Annotated in this window: 14 protein-coding genes; 12 read left to right on the top strand and 2 right to left on the bottom strand. The window is 66.9% G+C overall.

What is annotated here, in order from left to right; all coding sequences use genetic code 11:
- The first annotated feature begins 72 nt into the window (after positions 1-72).
- The 7 genes from I6J77_RS05155 to gltS all read left to right on the top strand — a co-directional run bounded on the left by I6J77_RS05155 (position 73) and on the right by gltS (position 9,872).
- The gene (locus I6J77_RS05155) at positions 73-597 is read left to right on the top strand and encodes a MarR family winged helix-turn-helix transcriptional regulator (RefSeq protein WP_204110805.1); all 525 of its coding nucleotides are present in this window, start codon (positions 73-75) and stop codon (positions 595-597) included.
- 186 nt (positions 598-783) lie between these two features.
- Positions 784-1,686 (top strand): LysR family transcriptional regulator, encoded by a 903-nt coding sequence (locus tag I6J77_RS05150; protein WP_204110804.1) that lies wholly within the window; start codon positions 784-786, stop codon positions 1,684-1,686.
- Positions 1,687-2,049: 363 nt separating this feature from the next.
- A complete protein-coding gene (locus tag I6J77_RS05145) occupies positions 2,050-4,533 on the top strand; it encodes a TonB-dependent siderophore receptor (protein ID WP_204110803.1) in 2,484 nt (827 codons plus the stop codon).
- Positions 4,534-4,706: 173 nt separating this feature from the next.
- Positions 4,707-6,476, top strand: a complete 1,770-nt coding sequence (ggt, locus tag I6J77_RS05140) for a gamma-glutamyltransferase (protein ID WP_204110802.1) — start codon at positions 4,707-4,709, stop codon at positions 6,474-6,476.
- 135 nt (positions 6,477-6,611) lie between these two features.
- Complete coding sequence (gene dgcN, locus I6J77_RS05135; RefSeq protein ID WP_007804418.1) at positions 6,612-7,655, top strand: N-acetyltransferase DgcN; 1,044 nt, start codon at positions 6,612-6,614, stop codon at positions 7,653-7,655.
- Positions 7,640-8,626, top strand: coding sequence for an N-acetyl-D-Glu racemase DgcA (gene dgcA / locus I6J77_RS05130; protein ID WP_204110801.1), 987 nt, complete (start codon positions 7,640-7,642; stop codon positions 8,624-8,626). The genes dgcN and dgcA overlap by 16 nt, the downstream gene beginning before the upstream one ends.
- 31 nt (positions 8,627-8,657) lie before the next feature.
- On the top strand, positions 8,658-9,872 hold the full coding sequence (gltS, locus tag I6J77_RS05125; RefSeq protein ID WP_204110800.1) for a sodium/glutamate symporter: 1,215 nt from the start codon (positions 8,658-8,660) through the stop codon (positions 9,870-9,872).
- A gap of 54 nt (positions 9,873-9,926) precedes the next feature.
- Here gltS and I6J77_RS05120 read toward each other — a convergent pair whose 3' ends face one another.
- Together I6J77_RS05120 and pmbA are read right to left on the bottom strand one after the other, a co-directional pair.
- Complete coding sequence (locus I6J77_RS05120) at positions 9,927-10,328, bottom strand: DUF4870 domain-containing protein (RefSeq protein ID WP_204110799.1); 402 nt, start codon at positions 10,326-10,328, stop codon at positions 9,927-9,929.
- A gap of 277 nt (positions 10,329-10,605) precedes the next feature.
- Positions 10,606-11,979 carry a metalloprotease PmbA gene (gene pmbA, locus I6J77_RS05115; RefSeq protein ID WP_204110798.1) on the bottom strand — a complete coding sequence of 458 codons (1,374 nt, stop codon included), beginning with the start codon at positions 11,977-11,979 and terminating at the stop codon, positions 10,606-10,608.
- Positions 11,980-12,083: 104 nt separating this feature from the next.
- Between pmbA and I6J77_RS05110 the strand changes: the two genes are divergently transcribed.
- From I6J77_RS05110 to I6J77_RS05090, 5 genes are all read left to right on the top strand, one after another.
- Entirely contained in the window at positions 12,084-12,356 is a 273-nt protein-coding gene (locus I6J77_RS05110; RefSeq protein WP_007810699.1) for a DUF1653 domain-containing protein, read from the top strand.
- A gap of 24 nt (positions 12,357-12,380) precedes the next feature.
- Positions 12,381-12,944, top strand: coding sequence for a ribosome biogenesis factor YjgA (gene yjgA / locus I6J77_RS05105; RefSeq protein WP_204110797.1), 564 nt, complete (start codon positions 12,381-12,383; stop codon positions 12,942-12,944).
- A 173-nt stretch (positions 12,945-13,117) separates the two neighbouring features.
- Entirely contained in the window at positions 13,118-13,426 is a 309-nt protein-coding gene (locus tag I6J77_RS05100; RefSeq protein ID WP_204110796.1) for a hypothetical protein, read from the top strand.
- Positions 13,427-14,131: 705 nt separating this feature from the next.
- The gene (locus I6J77_RS05095) at positions 14,132-14,506 is read left to right on the top strand and encodes a hypothetical protein (RefSeq protein ID WP_239309196.1); all 375 of its coding nucleotides are present in this window, start codon (positions 14,132-14,134) and stop codon (positions 14,504-14,506) included.
- A 111-nt stretch (positions 14,507-14,617) separates the two neighbouring features.
- A complete protein-coding gene (locus I6J77_RS05090; RefSeq protein ID WP_204110795.1) occupies positions 14,618-15,670 on the top strand; it encodes a nuclease-related domain-containing protein in 1,053 nt (350 codons plus the stop codon).
- Positions 15,671-16,099: the final 429 nt, after the last annotated feature.

Genomic DNA, 16,099 nt, shown 5'->3' with positions numbered 1-16,099 from the left:
TGGGGGATGGCAGGGATATTTTCACCGAAATATCTTTACGTCAAGATACTTCACATCAAGTATGATTGCCGCATGCCCACGAAGTCCGCCAGGGGAGCCGCTCCCGTCGAGCACGATGTCGTCGACCTGCTGCTACTGGACTGGCGTCGCGAGCGGCCGGATCTGGATGCGTCGGCGATGGCGGTGGTCGGACGCATCCTGCACCTGGGCCGCCTGCTGGAAACCGGCGCCGGCGAATACCTGCACGAGAGCGGGATCAGCTACACCGAGCTCGATGTCCTGGCCACGCTCAGGCGTTCAGGGGCGCCGTACCGGCTGACCCCGACCACGCTCAGAAAGTCGGTGCTGCTCACTTCCGGCGCCATGACAGCCTGCCTCAATCGCCTGGAAACGCGCGGGCTGATCGTGCGCAACCTGGAGGCCAGCGATCGCCGCTCACTGGCAGCGGCGCTCACGGCCAGGGGGATCAAGCTGATCGATCAGGCGATCGGCGTGCGCTTCAGGCAGGCCAGCCAGGTCGTCTCGGGCCTGAGCGCGGCCGAACGGACCGAACTTGCACGATTGCTGCGCAAGTTGCGCCTGCAATTGCGAGCCTGACGCACCGCGAGCCGGGAGCGGCCTGGCTTGGCGACCGCCCGCCTGCACGCGCCTCGCACCGCTCTGCCCGGCGACGCGCTGAACCCGTTCGCCGGCGTTCCCCGGCGCCGCGCAGAAACTTGCTACCCGGCAGTTCCTATGCTGCACTCGGACACTGTCGCCATCGCGGCAAGGGGTCGTCAACCGATGCGTCTGCGCCACATCGAAGTGTTCCATGCGGTGCTGACCACCGGCAGCCTGACCGGGGCGGCGGACCTGCTGAACATCTCGCAGCCTGCCGCCAGCAAGGCGCTGCAGCATGCCGAGCAGCAACTGGGCTTCGCCCTGTTCAGCCGGGTGCGCGGGCGCCTGCAGCCGACCCAGGAGGCTCTGCTGCTGCGCCACCGCGTCGACAAGATCATCCAGGATCTGCACGACCTGCAGCGCCTCACCGCGAACATCGGCGACCCTGAAAGCTCGCCGCTGCGGGTGACCTGCACGCCGACCCTGGCGCATGCGCTGGTACCCGACGCGACCACCCTGCTGCGCAAGTCCTTTCCCAACACCACTGCCGAACTGTTCACCCAGCACTCGGCGGAGATGTGCGAATCGCTGATGCTCCACGAAGCGGACATCGGGCTCACCCTGCAGCACGCCGGCCACCAGGGCCTGCACCAGGAGCCGCTGTGCCGCGGCCACATCATGGTCATCGCTCCGCCCGACTGGTGGTCGCCGGAGGAACTGGCGCAGCCGCTGTCGGTCACCGCGCTGGCCGACCAGCCGATGGTCGGCATCGCGGTGCACGATGCATTGGGCCGCATGCTGCAAGGCCACCTGAGCCAGGTGGTACCGGCACCGCGCACCGCGGTCTGGGTGCAGACCTACCAGCTGGCGTATTCGCTCGTCGCGCAAGGCGAGGGCCTGGCCCTGGTCGATCCGTTCACCGCGTCGTGGGGCGGCGGGAAGACCGTGCAGACGCGTCCGCTGAAACTGCAGCTGGACGTGGTGCTCTACGCACTCTATCGGCTGGACAGTCCGCTGAACCCGCTGCAGAAGCGCTTCCTCGGCCTCGTCCGCCAACTGGCCCAGCAGATGCTGGGCCAGGCCTGAGGCGCCCCGGCGCGGCGCTCCGGCGCCAGCCACACCCACAACCTTTGGTTATGCCTGGTGCCGGTCTTTTCATTGGAGGCTGGCGCGGGGCTGTGACTATCCTCGATCCGTGTCGTGAGGGGGAGAGTGGATGTCCGACCGGAGCACGCCTCGATCAGATGCAGGGTCAGTCCGCGCGGCGGCGACACGCCGACGCGGCATGCACCCAAGCCGGCGGCAGCACACGCGGGGCGGAAGGGGCCGCCCCGATTCACGATGCAGCAAGTCAACGATTCGCTTCGAAGTCGTCGCCGACCCGCCGGGCGGTACCGCCGCCGCGGCCGGCCGCATCATGTTGCTGCAAAACATCCGGGGAGAATGTTCATGAACAAGCGTACCGGTCGGATCGTTCCGACCCTGCTGTCTGCCGCGATCCTGCTCGTCCTCGCCAACGCCGCCACGGCACAGGAGGCCAATCCGCCAGCCGACGCGCAAGGCCAGACACCCGCCGCCACGCCGGCCAGGGCGAAGAACCTGGGACCGGTGGTGGTAACCGGCACCCGCGCCGGCAACCGTACGGAAAGCTCGTCGCTGACGCCGATCGACGTGATCTCCGCCGACGTGCTGAAGCAGACCGGCACGATCGACCTGACCCAGGCGCTCGAGCGCGCCATCCCCTCGCTGAATTTCCCGTTCGCGCCCGCCTCCGACACGTTCGCGTTCCAGCGTCCGTTCGAGCTGCGCGGCCTGTCGCCGGATCAGGTGCTGGTGCTGGTGGACGGCAAGCGCTGGCATCCCGGCGCGCTGGTGCTGAGCCTGGGCCAGATCGGCCAGGGCTCGCAGGGCATCGACCTCAACACGATCCCGCTGTCGGCCATCGATCACATCGAGGTGCTGCGTGACGGCGCCTCCGCGCAATACGGTTCCGACGCGCTGTCCGGCGTGGTCAACATCATCCTGAAGAAGGGCGCCAAGGGCGGCGACGTGCAGCTCAGCGGCGGCCAGTTCTCCGCCGGCGATGGCCGCCAGTGGCAGGGCGCGGCGAACTTCGGCATTCCGCTGGGCGGCGACAGCGGCTGGCTGCGCATCACCGCCGAAGACAGCAACCAGAGCCCGAGCAACCGCGCCGGTGTCGACCGCCGCCCCGGCCTGGCCCAGCTCGGCGTGAAGTTCCACTTCGGCACGGTGTCGTTCAAGAACAAGAACCTGTTCCTCAACACGCAGTACGACATCACGCCCGGCGTGCAGTTCTACGCGTTCGGCCACTACGGCCGCCGCGTGGGCGAACCGCGCGGCTTCTACCGCTACGGCAGCAACACCGCCTACCCGAACAACCCGCTGATCGGCCTGGTCTATCCGGACGGCTTCCTGCCGCGCGAGCATGGCGACTCGATGGACACCTCGCTGGTCGCCGGCCTGCGCGGCACCTGGAACGGCTGGCGCTGGGACGTCAGCGGCAACTACGGCGGCAACCGCGTCTCCTACAGCACGCGCAACAGCACCAACTACGCGATGCTCAACGACTTCGGCAGCAGCCCGACCAGCTTCCACGACGGCATCCTCACCGCCAAGCAGCAGACCTTCGACATCGACATCTCGAAGGAGATCGCGTTCGGCTGGCTGCCCAATCCGCTGACGCTGTCCTTCGGCACGCAATACCTGCGGCAGAGCTACGACGTGGAGGCCGGCGACTTCGGCTCGTACTATGTGGGCACCTCCGGCGTGCGCGGCGGCGCACAGGGCTTTGCCGGCTGGGGCCCGCAGGACGCGATCTCGGTGGCGCGCCACGACGTTGCCGAATACCTGCAGCTGGAAGGCAACCTCACCGACCGCTTCGGTTTCTCCGCCGCCTTGCGCCACGAGGACTATTCGGACTTCGGCACCACCACGTCGGCCGCCCTGTCCGGCCGCTTCGACTTCACCGACTCGTTCGCCCTGCGCGGCAGCGCGTCGACCGGTTTCCGTGCACCGGGGCTGGGCCAGCAGCATTATTCGGAAACCACCTCGGCCGCCTACGGCACCGGCAATTCGCTGGGCCTGCCGCCGGGCATCTACCTGCGCGGCCTGGTGCCGGTGGACAACCCGCTCGCGCGGCTGCTGGGCAGCGAGCCGCTGAAGGCGGAGAAGTCGCGCAACTTCACCGCCGGCATGGTGTGGAATCCCACCAACGCACTGAACCTGTCGCTCGACGTCTACCAGATCACCGTCACCAACCGCATCGCGCTGTCCAGTTCGCTCTCGCTGTCGACGCCTTCGGTGGTGGCCTACCTGGCTGCCAACGGCGTCACCAACCTGCAGTACAGCGGCCTGTCCTACTTCACCAACGCCGGCACCGTGCGTACCCAGGGCGCCGACGTGGTAGCCAGCTACCGCAGCGACTTCGGCGACAACGGCAGCCTGATGTCGACGCTCAGCTACGGCTACCACAAGAACAAGGTCACCGACGTCAAGCCGAACCCGGCCGTGCTCGATTCGCTGGGCGTGATCTTCCAGCGCCTCAACCGCAGCGCGATCAAGGGCCTGCTGGCCGACACCGCGCCGCGCAGCAAGCTGATTCTCAACGAGACCTACAGCCTCGGCAACTGGGCCTTCAACGGCACGCTGACCCGCTACGGCCGGATCACCTCGTACGGCTCGACCAGCTACCTCGACGACACCGTCTACCCGCACAAGTGGCTGCTCGACCTGGCGGCGAGCTACAACCACGACCGCTGGACGTTCACCGTAGGCAGCGACAACGTGCTCAACACCTACCCGAAGAAGGTGCCCGAAGACGACGACCAGAACGGCGCCTTCCCGTATTCCTCCAGTTCGCCGTTCGGCTTCCAGGGGGCGTACGTGTACGGCAAGGTGCAGTACCACTGGTAGGCAAACCCGGCGCGGCGAAGGTCCCGGCGCAGGCCGGGACCTTCGCCGACGTCCTGCGCCAGCCGCCGTCGCCGGCATGCCACAACCATCAGTTATGCAACGCAAGCGTCTTTTCATTGGTGGCACGCAACCCCCCGTGACTATGCTCGAACCCCATCGTGGAGAGTGAACGAATGAGCGAACAACACACGCTGCGCAGCGCTGCCGGAATGGCCTGCCGCACCACGGTGCGCAGCACACCGCGCTGGCGTCGCACCCTGCTGGCGCTGGCGCTCGGCAGCTTCGGCGTGCTGGCCCACGCGCAGGACGCCGCGACATCGACGACCACGGCGTCGAAGACCGCCGCCATCGCCAGCGCCAACGCGCTGGCCACCGAAGCCGGCTTCGAAGTGCTGGCGCGCGGCGGCAACGCGGTGGACGCGGCGATCGCGGTGGGCAGCACGCTGTCGGTGGTGCAGCCGGAAGCGTCCGGCATGGGCGGCGGCTTCCTCGCCGTGATCCACGACGCGGCCACCGGCAAAGACACCTTCATCGACGCGCGCGAGATGGCGCCGCAGGCGGTCAGCGAGAAGGATTACCTGAAGGCGGACGGCACGCCCAACCGCGACACCTCGCTGAATGGCCCGCTGGCCGCCGGCATCCCCGGTTTCCCCGCCGGCGTCGCCTACATGTCGGACAAGTACGGCAAGTTGCCGCTGTCGGTGTCGCTGAGTCCGGCGATCCGGATCGCCGAGCAGGGCTTCCACCCCAGCGGTTCGCTGGTTCGTTCGATCGCCCGCAAGGCCGAGGTGCTGCGCCGTTACCCCGCCTCCTCGGGCAAGTTCATGCCCGGCGGCAAGGCGCCCGGCGAAGCGGACCTGTTCCGCGATCCGAACCAGGCGCGCACGCTGAAGGCGCTGGCCGCCAACGGCGCGGACGGTTTCTACAAGGGCGCGGTGGCGAAGGAACTGGTGAAGTCGGTGCGCGCCGCCGGCGGCACCTGGACACTCGTCGACCTGGCGAACTATCGCGCGAAGGAACGCCAGCCGATCGAGCTGCAGTACGCCGGCTACAAGGTGATCACCGCGCCGCCGCCCTCCTCCGGCGGCGTGGCGATCGCCGAGATGCTCAACATCCTCGCCCCGCTCGACCTCAAGAGCATGGATGAAGCACACCGCATCCATTACCTGGTGGAGGCGATGCGCCGCGCGTTCCGCGACCACAACGAATACCTCGGCGATCCCGACTTCGTGAAGATGCCGCTGGACATGCTGCTGTCGCCCTACTACGCGGACGGCCTGCGCCAGAGCATCCTGCCCGAGCAGGCGACCAAGTCGGCGTGGCTGCCGTCGGTGCATGCGAAGAGCCCCGGCATGCACACCACGCACTACTCGATCATCGACAAGGACGGCAACATGGTCTCGATGACCGCCACGGTGAACACGACCCTGGGTTCCAGCTTCGTGGCGGGCAAGACCGGCATCCTGCTCAACAACGAGATGGACGACTTCGCCCTGGTCTCGGGCCAGCCCAACGCGTTCGGCCTGATCGGCGGCAGCGCCAACGCGCCGGTCGGCGGCAAGCGCATGCTGTCGTCGATGTCGCCCAGCATCGTGGTCGGCAAGGACCGCCTCGCGGTGATCGGCTCGCCCGGCGGCTCCACCATCATCACCCAGGTGTTCGAGGCGATCCTCGCCTTCGTCGACGGCAAGGACGCGGGCCAGATCACCGCGCAGAAACGCATCCACCACCAGTTCCTGCCCGACCGCATCGACATCGAAAAGGGCAGCGACATCCCCGCCGACGTGCTGGCCAAGCTGAAGGCGATGGGCTACGAGATCAACGACACCGAGACCTGGGGCAACATGAACGTGGTGGTGTGGGACAAGACCAGCAACACCAAAACCGCCGCCAGCGACCCGCGCAATCCCAACGGCCTGGGCAAGGTCGAAACCGCCCATTGAGGCAGCCGGCCGCAAGGCCGGTTGCGACACCGCGAGCTGCTGGCGGTTGCCCAGCCAGGTTTCACGTGCCCGATCTTCCGCCTCCTTCCACTTCCCCCTGATCGACGGCGCCGCCGCCACCTGGAGTCCTCTTTCATGTCCACCCAAGGCGATGCGAAGCCTTCCGCGCAATGGCGTCCGCCGTACCTGCTGTACCTGGGCAACGCGGCCGATGACCTGGCCATCAAGACGGCCAGAGGCGTGGCCTACTGGCGCCCGGAATGGTGCGTGGGCCAGCTGCGCCATCCCGACTGCAAGCCCACGCTGGACCTGCCCGACATGAGCATGGCCGAGGCGAAGGACCTCGGCGCGAACACCATGCTGATCGGCACCGCGAACGCGGGCGGCACGATGGCGCCGGAGATCGTGGCCGCCGCCATCGAGGCGCTCGACACCGGCCTCAACGTGGTCGCCGGCCTGCACCACAAGCTGCGCGAGAACCCCGACATCGTGGCCGCGGCGCAGCGCAACGGCCGGGTGCTGTTCGACGCCCGCGATCCCGCGCCCGGCATCCCGGTCGGCAACGGCCGGCCGCGGGCAGGCCGGCGCCTGCTCACCGTGGGCACGGATTGTTCGGTGGGCAAGATGTACACCACGCTGGCGCTGGAACGCGCGATGCGCCAGCGCGGCCTGCTGGCGGACTTCCGCGCCACCGGCCAGACCGGCATCTTCGTCGCCGGCGCCGGCGTGCCGATCGATGCGGTGGTCGCGGACTTCATCTCCGGGGGCGCGGAGTGGATCTCGCCGGCGCGCCACGATGGCGGCTGGGACCTCATCGAAGGCCAGGGCTCGCTGTTCCATCCCTCCTACGCGGGCGTGTCGCTGGGCCTGCTGCACGGCTCGCAGCCCGACGCCCTGGTGCTGTGCCACGAACCCACCCGTCGCCACATGCGCGGCCTGCCCGACTACCCGCTGCCCGAGCTGAAGCCGTGCCTGGAGGCGAACCTGGTCGCCGCGCGCCTCACCAATCCGGCGGTGAAGCCGGTGGGCGTCGCGCTGAATACCTCCGGCATGGCGGCAGGCGAAGCCGCCGACGCCTGCAAGCGCATCAGCGACCTGCTCCAGCTGCCCTGCCAGGACCCGGTGACCATGGGTGTCGAAGCGATCGTGGACCAGCTGCTCGCATGCTTCGCGAACTGACCATCAGCGAGCGCAGCTTCCCGCTGGTGGCGCCCTTCCGCATCGCGCGCGGCGTGAAGTACGCCGCCGACGTGGTCACGGTGGAGCTGCACCAGGCGGGACGGACCGGACGCGGCGAATCGGTGCCGTATGCGCGCTACGGCGAATCGATGGCCTCGGTCCTCGACGAGATCGAGTCGCTGCGGGCCGAGCTGGCCGCCGGCATGGGCCGCGACGAACTGCAGCTGCGGCTGCCGCCCGGCGCGGCGCGCAACGCGCTGGACGCGGCGATGTGGGACCTCGATTCGCAACTGAGCTCGGTGCCGGTGTGGGTGCAGCTGGGACGGCCGCCACGCGCCACCCTGCGCAGCGCGATCACCCTCAGCATCGACACGCCCGCGCGCATGGGCGAGGCGGCCGCGCGCATCGCCGACGCCGGGCTGATCAAGATCAAGGTGGACGCCGACGACCCGGCCGCGCGGATCGAGGCCGTGCGGCAGGCCGCGCCCCGTGCGCACCTCATCGTCGATCCCAACGAAAGCTGGACCATCGACATCCTGCGCGACCTGCAGCCGCTGCTGGAACGCGCCGGCGTGGAACTGCTGGAACAGCCGCTGCCCGCCGATGCGGACGAGGCCCTGCTGGGTTTCCACAGCCGCATCCCGATCTGCGCCGACGAAGCCTGCCACGTCACCGCCGACCTGCCGCGACTGCGCGGCCGCTACCAGGCGGTCAACATCAAGCTGGACAAGACCGGCGGACTCACCGAGGCTTGGCGACTGCTGCGCGCCGCGCGTGCCGACGGATTCAAGATCATGGTGGGTTGCATGGTGTGTTCGTCGCTGGGCATCACCCCGGCACTGGAAATCGCCCGCGAGGCGGAGTTCATCGACCTGGATGGCCCGCTCTGGCTGCAGGACGACTACGCCGACGGCGTGAGCCTGCACGACGGTTTCCTGCTGCCGCCCGCGCCCGCGTTCTGGGGCGGCTGACGATGCCGCGGCCGGGACCGGGGAGCACGCCATGCTGAACCTCGACGCGATCCAGAGCCTGGCCTGCGGCGGCCTGTTCCTGCTGGTCGGCTATGCGATCCGCAAGCGCGTGCCGCTGCTGGCGCGCTTCAGCATCCCGGCGCCGGTGATCGGCGGCCTGCTGGTGGCGCTGGCCCTGCTGGCCTGCCGCCAGTGGGAGGTGACCCCGGTGCGCTTCGACACCACCTTCAAGCAGCCGCTGATGATCGCGTTCTTCACCGCGATCGGCTTCAACGCCAGCACGTCCCTGCTCAGGATCGGCGGGCGCCAGCTGCTGCTGTTCCTGGGCCTGGCCAGCGGCCTGGCGGTGGTGCAGAACCTGGTCGGCATCGGCCTGGCGACCGCCTTCGGCCTGCCGCCGCTGTTCGGCGTGATCACCGGCTCGGTGACGCTCACCGGCGGCCCGGCCACCGGCATGGCGTTTGCCCCGGTGTTCGCCGAGGCTGGCGTCCATGGCGCGGCCAGCGTGGCGCTGGCCAACGCCATGGCCGGCATCGTGCTGGGTTCGGTGATCGGCGCGCCGGTGGCGACGATGCTGATCGAGCGGCTGAAACTGCGCACGCCGACTGGCGCGCCTCGCGCGGCCAGCGCAGTCGCCGTGACGCTGGCCGACGAGCCTCCCGCCGGCGCGCCGCGGGTCGAGGAGGCCGCCTATTCGGGGCTGCGCAACTTCGTCTGGCTGCTGCTCGCGATGGGACTGGGCGCATGGATCAGCGGCGGCCTGGGCCAGCTCGGGCTGACCCTGCCGGCCTACATCGGCGCCATGCTGGTCGGCGCGCTGATCCGCAACATCGACGACCGCCACGGCTGGTTCGGCCTGTCGATGCCGACCATCGACGTCATCGGCAACACCTGCCTGTCGCTGTTCCTGGTGATGGCGCTGATGGACCTGCACCTGTGGGAACTCAGCGGGCTGGCGCTGCCGCTGCTGGTCAACCTCGGCGTGCAGTCGCTGATCGTGGTGGCGTTCTGCTGCTGGCCGCTGCTGCAACTGATGGGCCGCGACTACGACGCGGCGGTGATGGCCAGCGGCTTCATCGGCTTCATGCTGGGCACCACCGCCAACGCGATGGCGGTGATGAGTTCGCTGACCGAGCGTTACGGCCCGGCGACGCGCGCCTTCCTGGTCGCGCCGATCGTGGGCGCGTTCCTGATCGACTTCACCAACGCCCTGGTCATCACCGGTTTCATCAACGGCTGGAAGTGACCGGCCACAAAAAAGGGCGGCTTGCGCCGCCCTTTCCTCATGCCTGCCGCAGGTTCAACTCACCAGCCGCAGCGTGAACGGATAACGGTACGCCGTGCCTTCGTTGGCCTTGATCGTGCCGATGATCACCAGCACCAGCCAGGCCACGAACACCACGGCCAGCACCAGGAAACCGATCAGGATGAAGCACAGGATCCAGCCCACGATGGCGGCGATCGCCACGGTGATGTTGAAGTTCAGTGCTTCCTTGCCCTGATCGTTGACGAACGGCATGGTGTCCTTCTTGATCAGCCAGATCACCAGCGGCCCGACGATGCTGCCGAACGGGATGATCAGGCCGATCAGCGCGGACAGGTGCGAGAACATCGCCCACTGGCGCTCGTCGGCGGAAGGGGCACCGGCCATCGGCGGTTCGCTCGGCGGGGGCGGAATCACGGATTCGGGTTGAACGCTCATGCGCATCTCCTTCTACGTCAAAAGGTCGCCGGCCGCTTGCCGGTTGCACCGATGCTAGCAAGGCTGGAGCTGCTTTGCCGCAGGAATCTGCGAAAGACAGGCAGAGCGACCCCACCCCAACCCTCCCCTGCATGCAGGGGAGGGAGACGAGCGGCTTCGCTCCTCCCCCTGCGTGCAGGGGGAGGTTGGGAGGGGGTTGCGCAGGCTGGCGACGAAGCCGAGATCACGAGCGACCCCACCCCAACCCTCCCCTGCGCGCAGGGGAGGGAGTCAATGCCTATTCGCCGGCGACGGTCATGCGGTCGAGCAGGATCGAGCCGGTGAGCAGGTGCGAGCGGATGTCCACGTCGCTGCCCACGGCCACGATGCCGTTGAACATGTCGCGCAGGTTGGCGGCAATCGTGATGCCTTCCACCGGGTAGGCGATCTTGCCGTTTTCGACCCAGAAGCCCGAGGCGCCCCGCGAATAGTCACCGGTGACGGTGGACACGCCCTGCCCCATCACCTCGGTCAGCAGCAGGCCGGTGCCCAGTCGCGCCAGCATGCCGTCGAAATCGGATCGCTCGCCGTCGGCCGCGCCCGCGTCCACCACCAGGTTGTGGATGCCGCCGGCGTTGCCGGTCGAGGACAGGCCCAGCTTGCGCGCCGAATAGCTGCTCAGCATGTAGCGCGCCAATACGCCCTTTTCCACCAGCGCACTGTCGACGGTGGCCACGCCCTCGGCGTCGAAGTTCGCCGAACCCTGGCCACGCGCAAGATGCGGCCGCTCGTTGATGTCGAGCCACGCCGGCATCACCGGCTTGCCGACATGGTCGAGCAGGAAACTGGCCTGCCGATACAGCGCGCCGCCGCTGACCGCATTCAGCAGATGGCCGATCAGTCCGCGCGCCAGCTCCGGCACGAACAGCACCGGGCATTGCCGCGTCGACAGGCTGCGCGCACCCAGCCGCGCCAGGGTGCGTTCGGCCGCCTGGTCGCCCAGCGCCTGCGCAGTCATGAAATCGCCGGCGGCACGCACGCTGTCGTACCAGTAATCGCGCTGCATGCCGTCGTCGTCGCCGGCGATCAGCGCCAGCGACAGCGAATGCCGGGTGCCGCGCTCGCGCCCCACGAAGCCGTGCGAATTCGCATACACCGACAAGCCCTCGCCAGCCTGCACGCTGGCGCCGTCGGAATTGCTGATGCCCGGGTGGGCGCGGCCGGCATCCTCGATCGCGATGCCCAGCTCGATCGCCTGCGCGGTGTCGATGCTCCACGGATGCCACAGGTCCAGGTCCGGGAATGAGGTGGCCATGCGCGCCGCATCGGCCAGCCCCGCGGCGGGATCTTCCTCGGTGTAGCGGGCGATCGCGCAGGCCTGGTCGAGCGTGGCCTGGATCGAATCGGGGTTGAGGTCGGCGGTGCTGGCCGAACCCTTGCGCTGGCCGAAATACACGGTCAGCCCGAAGCCGCGGTCGCGGGTGTGCTCGACCGTCTCCACCTCGCCCAGCCGCACGTTCACGTTGAGCCCGCTGCTGATGCTGGCCGCCACCTCGGCCTGGCTGGCGCCCGCGGCGCGCGCGCGGCGGATCACGTCAGCGGCAAGATCGGCCAGTCGCTCCATGTCCTGTTCACTGCGATCCGGCGTCTGGCTGAGGGCAACTTCGCTCACGTTGGGCATTCCTGGAGATTAGGCGGGTAGAATAAGCGGTTCGCGACCGCCGGCTCCCGAATTGGGGGCGCGGGCGCGGATTGAAAGAGCTGCGGAGCACGTCCATGCAACCTGCCGCCGGCATTTATCGTCACTACAAGGGTCAGCGCTACCGCGTGCTGGGCACCGCGCAGCACAGCGAAACGATGGAGCCGCTGGTGGTCTACCAGGCGCTCTACGGCGACTTCGGCCTGTGGGTGCGCCCGGCGACGATGTTCTGCGAAACCGTCGAACTGGATGGCGAGCCACTGCCCCGCTTCGCGCTGGAGCAGGCCGAGACCACGCCGGCGGACGACCACACCGCAAGCGTGGCGGACCGCGAAGACCCGCAGCGCTGACCCACCCCATCCTGGAATGACACCGTGAGCCCGAGCCGCAGCCGCAACCAGTACGAACTCGAAGAAGAAGCGGACTACGGCCCCAGCCGCACCCAGCAGCGTCGCGATGCGCTGGCGGTGCTGGCGCTGGCCCAGCAACTGGTCGACCTGCCGCCCAGCCGCCTGGCCAAGCTGCCCCTGCCCGACGACGTGCGCCACGAAATCGATGTCACCCGCCGCATCAGTTCGCACGGCGCGAAGAAGCGCCAGCTCGCCTTCCTGGCCAAGGTGATGCGCCGCTACGACGACGACGACTTCGCCGCGGTGCGCGCCGAGCTCGGCGAGAACCGCGAGAAGCAGCGCCAGGAAACCGCCGCGATGCATCGGCTGGAGTCCATGCGCGATCGACTGATCGCCGAGGACGAAACCGCCCTGTCCGAACTGATCGCCGAGCATCCGCAGGTGGATCGCCAGCATCTGCGGTCGCTGGTGCGGCAGGCGCGCGTCGAGAAGGACACGCCGAACAAGCCGCCGAAGGCGTACCGGGAGATCTTTCAGTTGTTGAAGGATCTGGCGCAGACGGATACATCCGACGACACCGCTGCGTGAAAATACTCTGCGCAGTGGGGCTATGCCTGCTCTGCGCAGCTTGCGCGACCGTACCGCCTGCTGCTGAGCAGGACATCTGCAAGCACCTCTACACGTACGCCGCATCGTTACCTATTGGTTCGACGCATACGATAAGACTGAGCACGAAGGGAGCGTTCCCGCTCGACTTCCAGATGGATTGCCACCATGACACCGACGACGAGGCGGATCACGCCTTCTGTGGCTGGCTGATCGCCAATACCTCCCGGGAATTCATGGCGATCAACATCAACGACGCCAGCAGTTGCCTGCAGCAACAGAAGATCGTCGGTTCCACCAGTGGAAGCGACATCGAGCGCTGGTCCGGCACCATGGTCATCGACAGCCCCGAAGCCGCACCCGACACGAAGATCGTCTTCAGCTATCTGCAGCAACCCGACTTCCAGAAAGAAGACTTCATCCAGTTCGAAGTCACGCGGCGTCCGGCCAAGTCGCAGCGTTAGCCGATGCGCGCGCGACCGCGCGGCCGTGACCGCGGCATATTGAGTCAGGGCCCTGTGTAGCCTGAGAACGTGGCCCACGGCGAAGGCCACCCAACCCATGCTCGGGCGAAGGCCGGAAGAGCTTTAAAACAGCGAAGCCGGTCATCGCACTTGCTGTTGCGCCTGACGCTTTGCCTGTCCCTGTGCATCAGAGCAAAAGCTTTCGTCTGCCTACGGCAGCCGAGCCACCTTTCTCTGTGTGGCCAGAGAAACGTGGCCCAAAGAGAGGCCACCCCGCTTCCGCGCCTCGCAGGCATCCTGCCTGCGAGGTTCGCGTGCGGGTTACGGGGTTTGTCGACAGGGCATCCTGCCCTGACGCCAAACTGCCTGACATCCATGTCAGGCACCCTGCGGGCTGACCCTCCACCCGCCCGCCGCTGCAGAGGGGCCCCGGGTAGAGCAGCGGGCCATCGTGGCCCGCACTCGATGATGAAGCCTAAAGGCAACAGCCAGAGCGGAGCCGAAGCATCTGCGCGCAGATGTGACCTCCTTGCTGAGGGCAGTCCCGATAAACGGTGACCACGCCGCAGTGCGGGCTATCGCAAGGTCACCGTGTAATGCTCCGGCGATCGACCACGTAACAATCTCGGGCAGTGGGACCTGCATCCGGTCGCGCCGCCCAAGTCGGCCAGGGGATTCCAGTTCTATGCCGCCAAGGATCGCGAGATGGCTGCGGCGGCCGACTTCGGCCTGATGATCTGGGACGGCAAGAATCCCGGCACCGTGTTGAATGCGTTGCGTCTGATACGCGCCGGCAAGGCCGTCGTACTGATCCACGGCTCTGCCGCATCGTTCACCCTGAAATCAACGCAAGACTGGGAGGCATTCCTTGACGGATGCAGCGACGAGTTGCGCATCGACCCGCATGATCGCGCAACTCCCGAAGAATGGCAGCGAGACTCCACCAATCCGCAACCCGGTCTGTTCAGTGCAACGCCAGCCGCCTCCGACGTGGCAGAGCAGGCACGCGAACATTTCACCGATAGCCCGGAGACTCCACGACCGATACATCGCGAACCAAAGCAGACTTGCGACAACTGAACTGCCTCGTTTTCCCGCAGCTCATCTCGCTGCTACCCTTGCCAAACCAAAGACGACGCGTCGCAAACGCATCACCCCCGAATCCGCACCTGCCAGGGAAGGTGAATCTTCATGTTGATCAAGAAAGCTGACGATCAAAGCGAAGCCTTGGCGCAGCTTGAGCGGACGGCCGCGACAAACCGAGGCGAGACGGCGAAGCACGCTGCCAAGGAACTTGCGATACGCAAGGCGGGCGTCAAGGGCGAGAGCGACTCGGCTTACCTGATCGACTTTCATTTTGCGGCGTCCGCCAACTGGGCGGTGATCCATGACCTCCGGATCGAATTCAACGATCGCGTCGCGCAAATCGACCATCTGCTGATCAATCGCTGGATGGAATGCTATGTGCTGGAGACAAAACACTTTCGCGATGGCGTGAAGATCACCGATGACGGCGAATTCATGCGCTGGAACAGCTTCAAACGCAACTTTGAAGGGATGCCATCGCCGCTGGAGCAGAATGATCGCCATATCGCCGTGCTGCGTGACGCGATGAACAAGATCGACCTGCCCACCAGGCTCGGCATGCGCATCCAGTTGAGCTTTCAATCGCTCGTGCTGGTTTCGCCGACCGCCCGCATTGATCGGCCGAAGAAATTCGACGCCAGCCGCGTGATCAAGGCTGACCAGCTTCGCGCGCGAATCTCCCGTGACATCGACAATGAGAACGCCTTCATCGGCATCGTGAAAACAGCTGCGAAAATCGTTTCGGCTGATACGGTGCGTGATGTGGCGAGGCAATTGGCTCGACTGCATCGACCTGCCAAGTTGGCGCGGCCATCAACCGTAGCCATGGCGTCGGCTAGTGCTGCTTCGACCAATCTCACCCCTTCCTCCAAAGTTGCCGAACCATCGGCAACGGCGTATCGCACCGCCATCGCTGCAACACCCGTAACTTTGTCTTCCAACGCAGGACCGCGGTGCAAGGACTGCAAAGGCGTGGACGGCAGCATCCAACACGGCAAATACGGATATTACTTCCAATGCCCGAAATGCAGCGCCAATACGGCGATCAAGTTCACCTGCCAAGCGGGCCATAAGCCACGTCTTCGAAAGGCTGGCAACCAGTTTTATCGTGAGTGCCCAGAGTGCGGCACATCGGAAATCTACTTCATCAATCTTTGAATCCGTCACCACGATCAGCCATCCAGCATTCCCCCCACTGCAGCTCTTCAGCTCTTCAGCTCTTGGCTTTCGCAATCGCGCAGCGGTTGCGCACCGAGTGCGGGCCGGGATGGCCCGCTGCTCTACCCGGGGCCCCTCTGTAGCGGCGAGGCGGGGTCGACAGGCCGCGTAGCGGGAGCCGACAGGGATGTCGGCTCCTTTTCGCACGGACAGGATGTCCGTTCGAAAAGCCCGGCCCCGACTCGCGGACTTTCCGGGCAGGATGCCCGGAAAGCGCGGAAGCGGGGTGGCCTCTCTTTGGGCCACGTTTCTCTGGCCACGCAGAGAAAGGTGGCTCGGCTGCCGCAGGCAGACGAAAGCTTTTCGCTCTGAATGCCACAGGCAAAGCAAGAACATCGCGCACAGGGTGCGCTCCTACGGCGCCGCGCC

This window comes from Rhodanobacter sp. FDAARGOS 1247 (assembly GCF_016889805.1).
Classification (GTDB): domain Bacteria; phylum Pseudomonadota; class Gammaproteobacteria; order Xanthomonadales; family Rhodanobacteraceae; genus Rhodanobacter.
The sequence above is the reverse complement of the archived record's forward strand: the minus strand, read 5'-3'. Positions and strand labels throughout refer to the sequence as shown.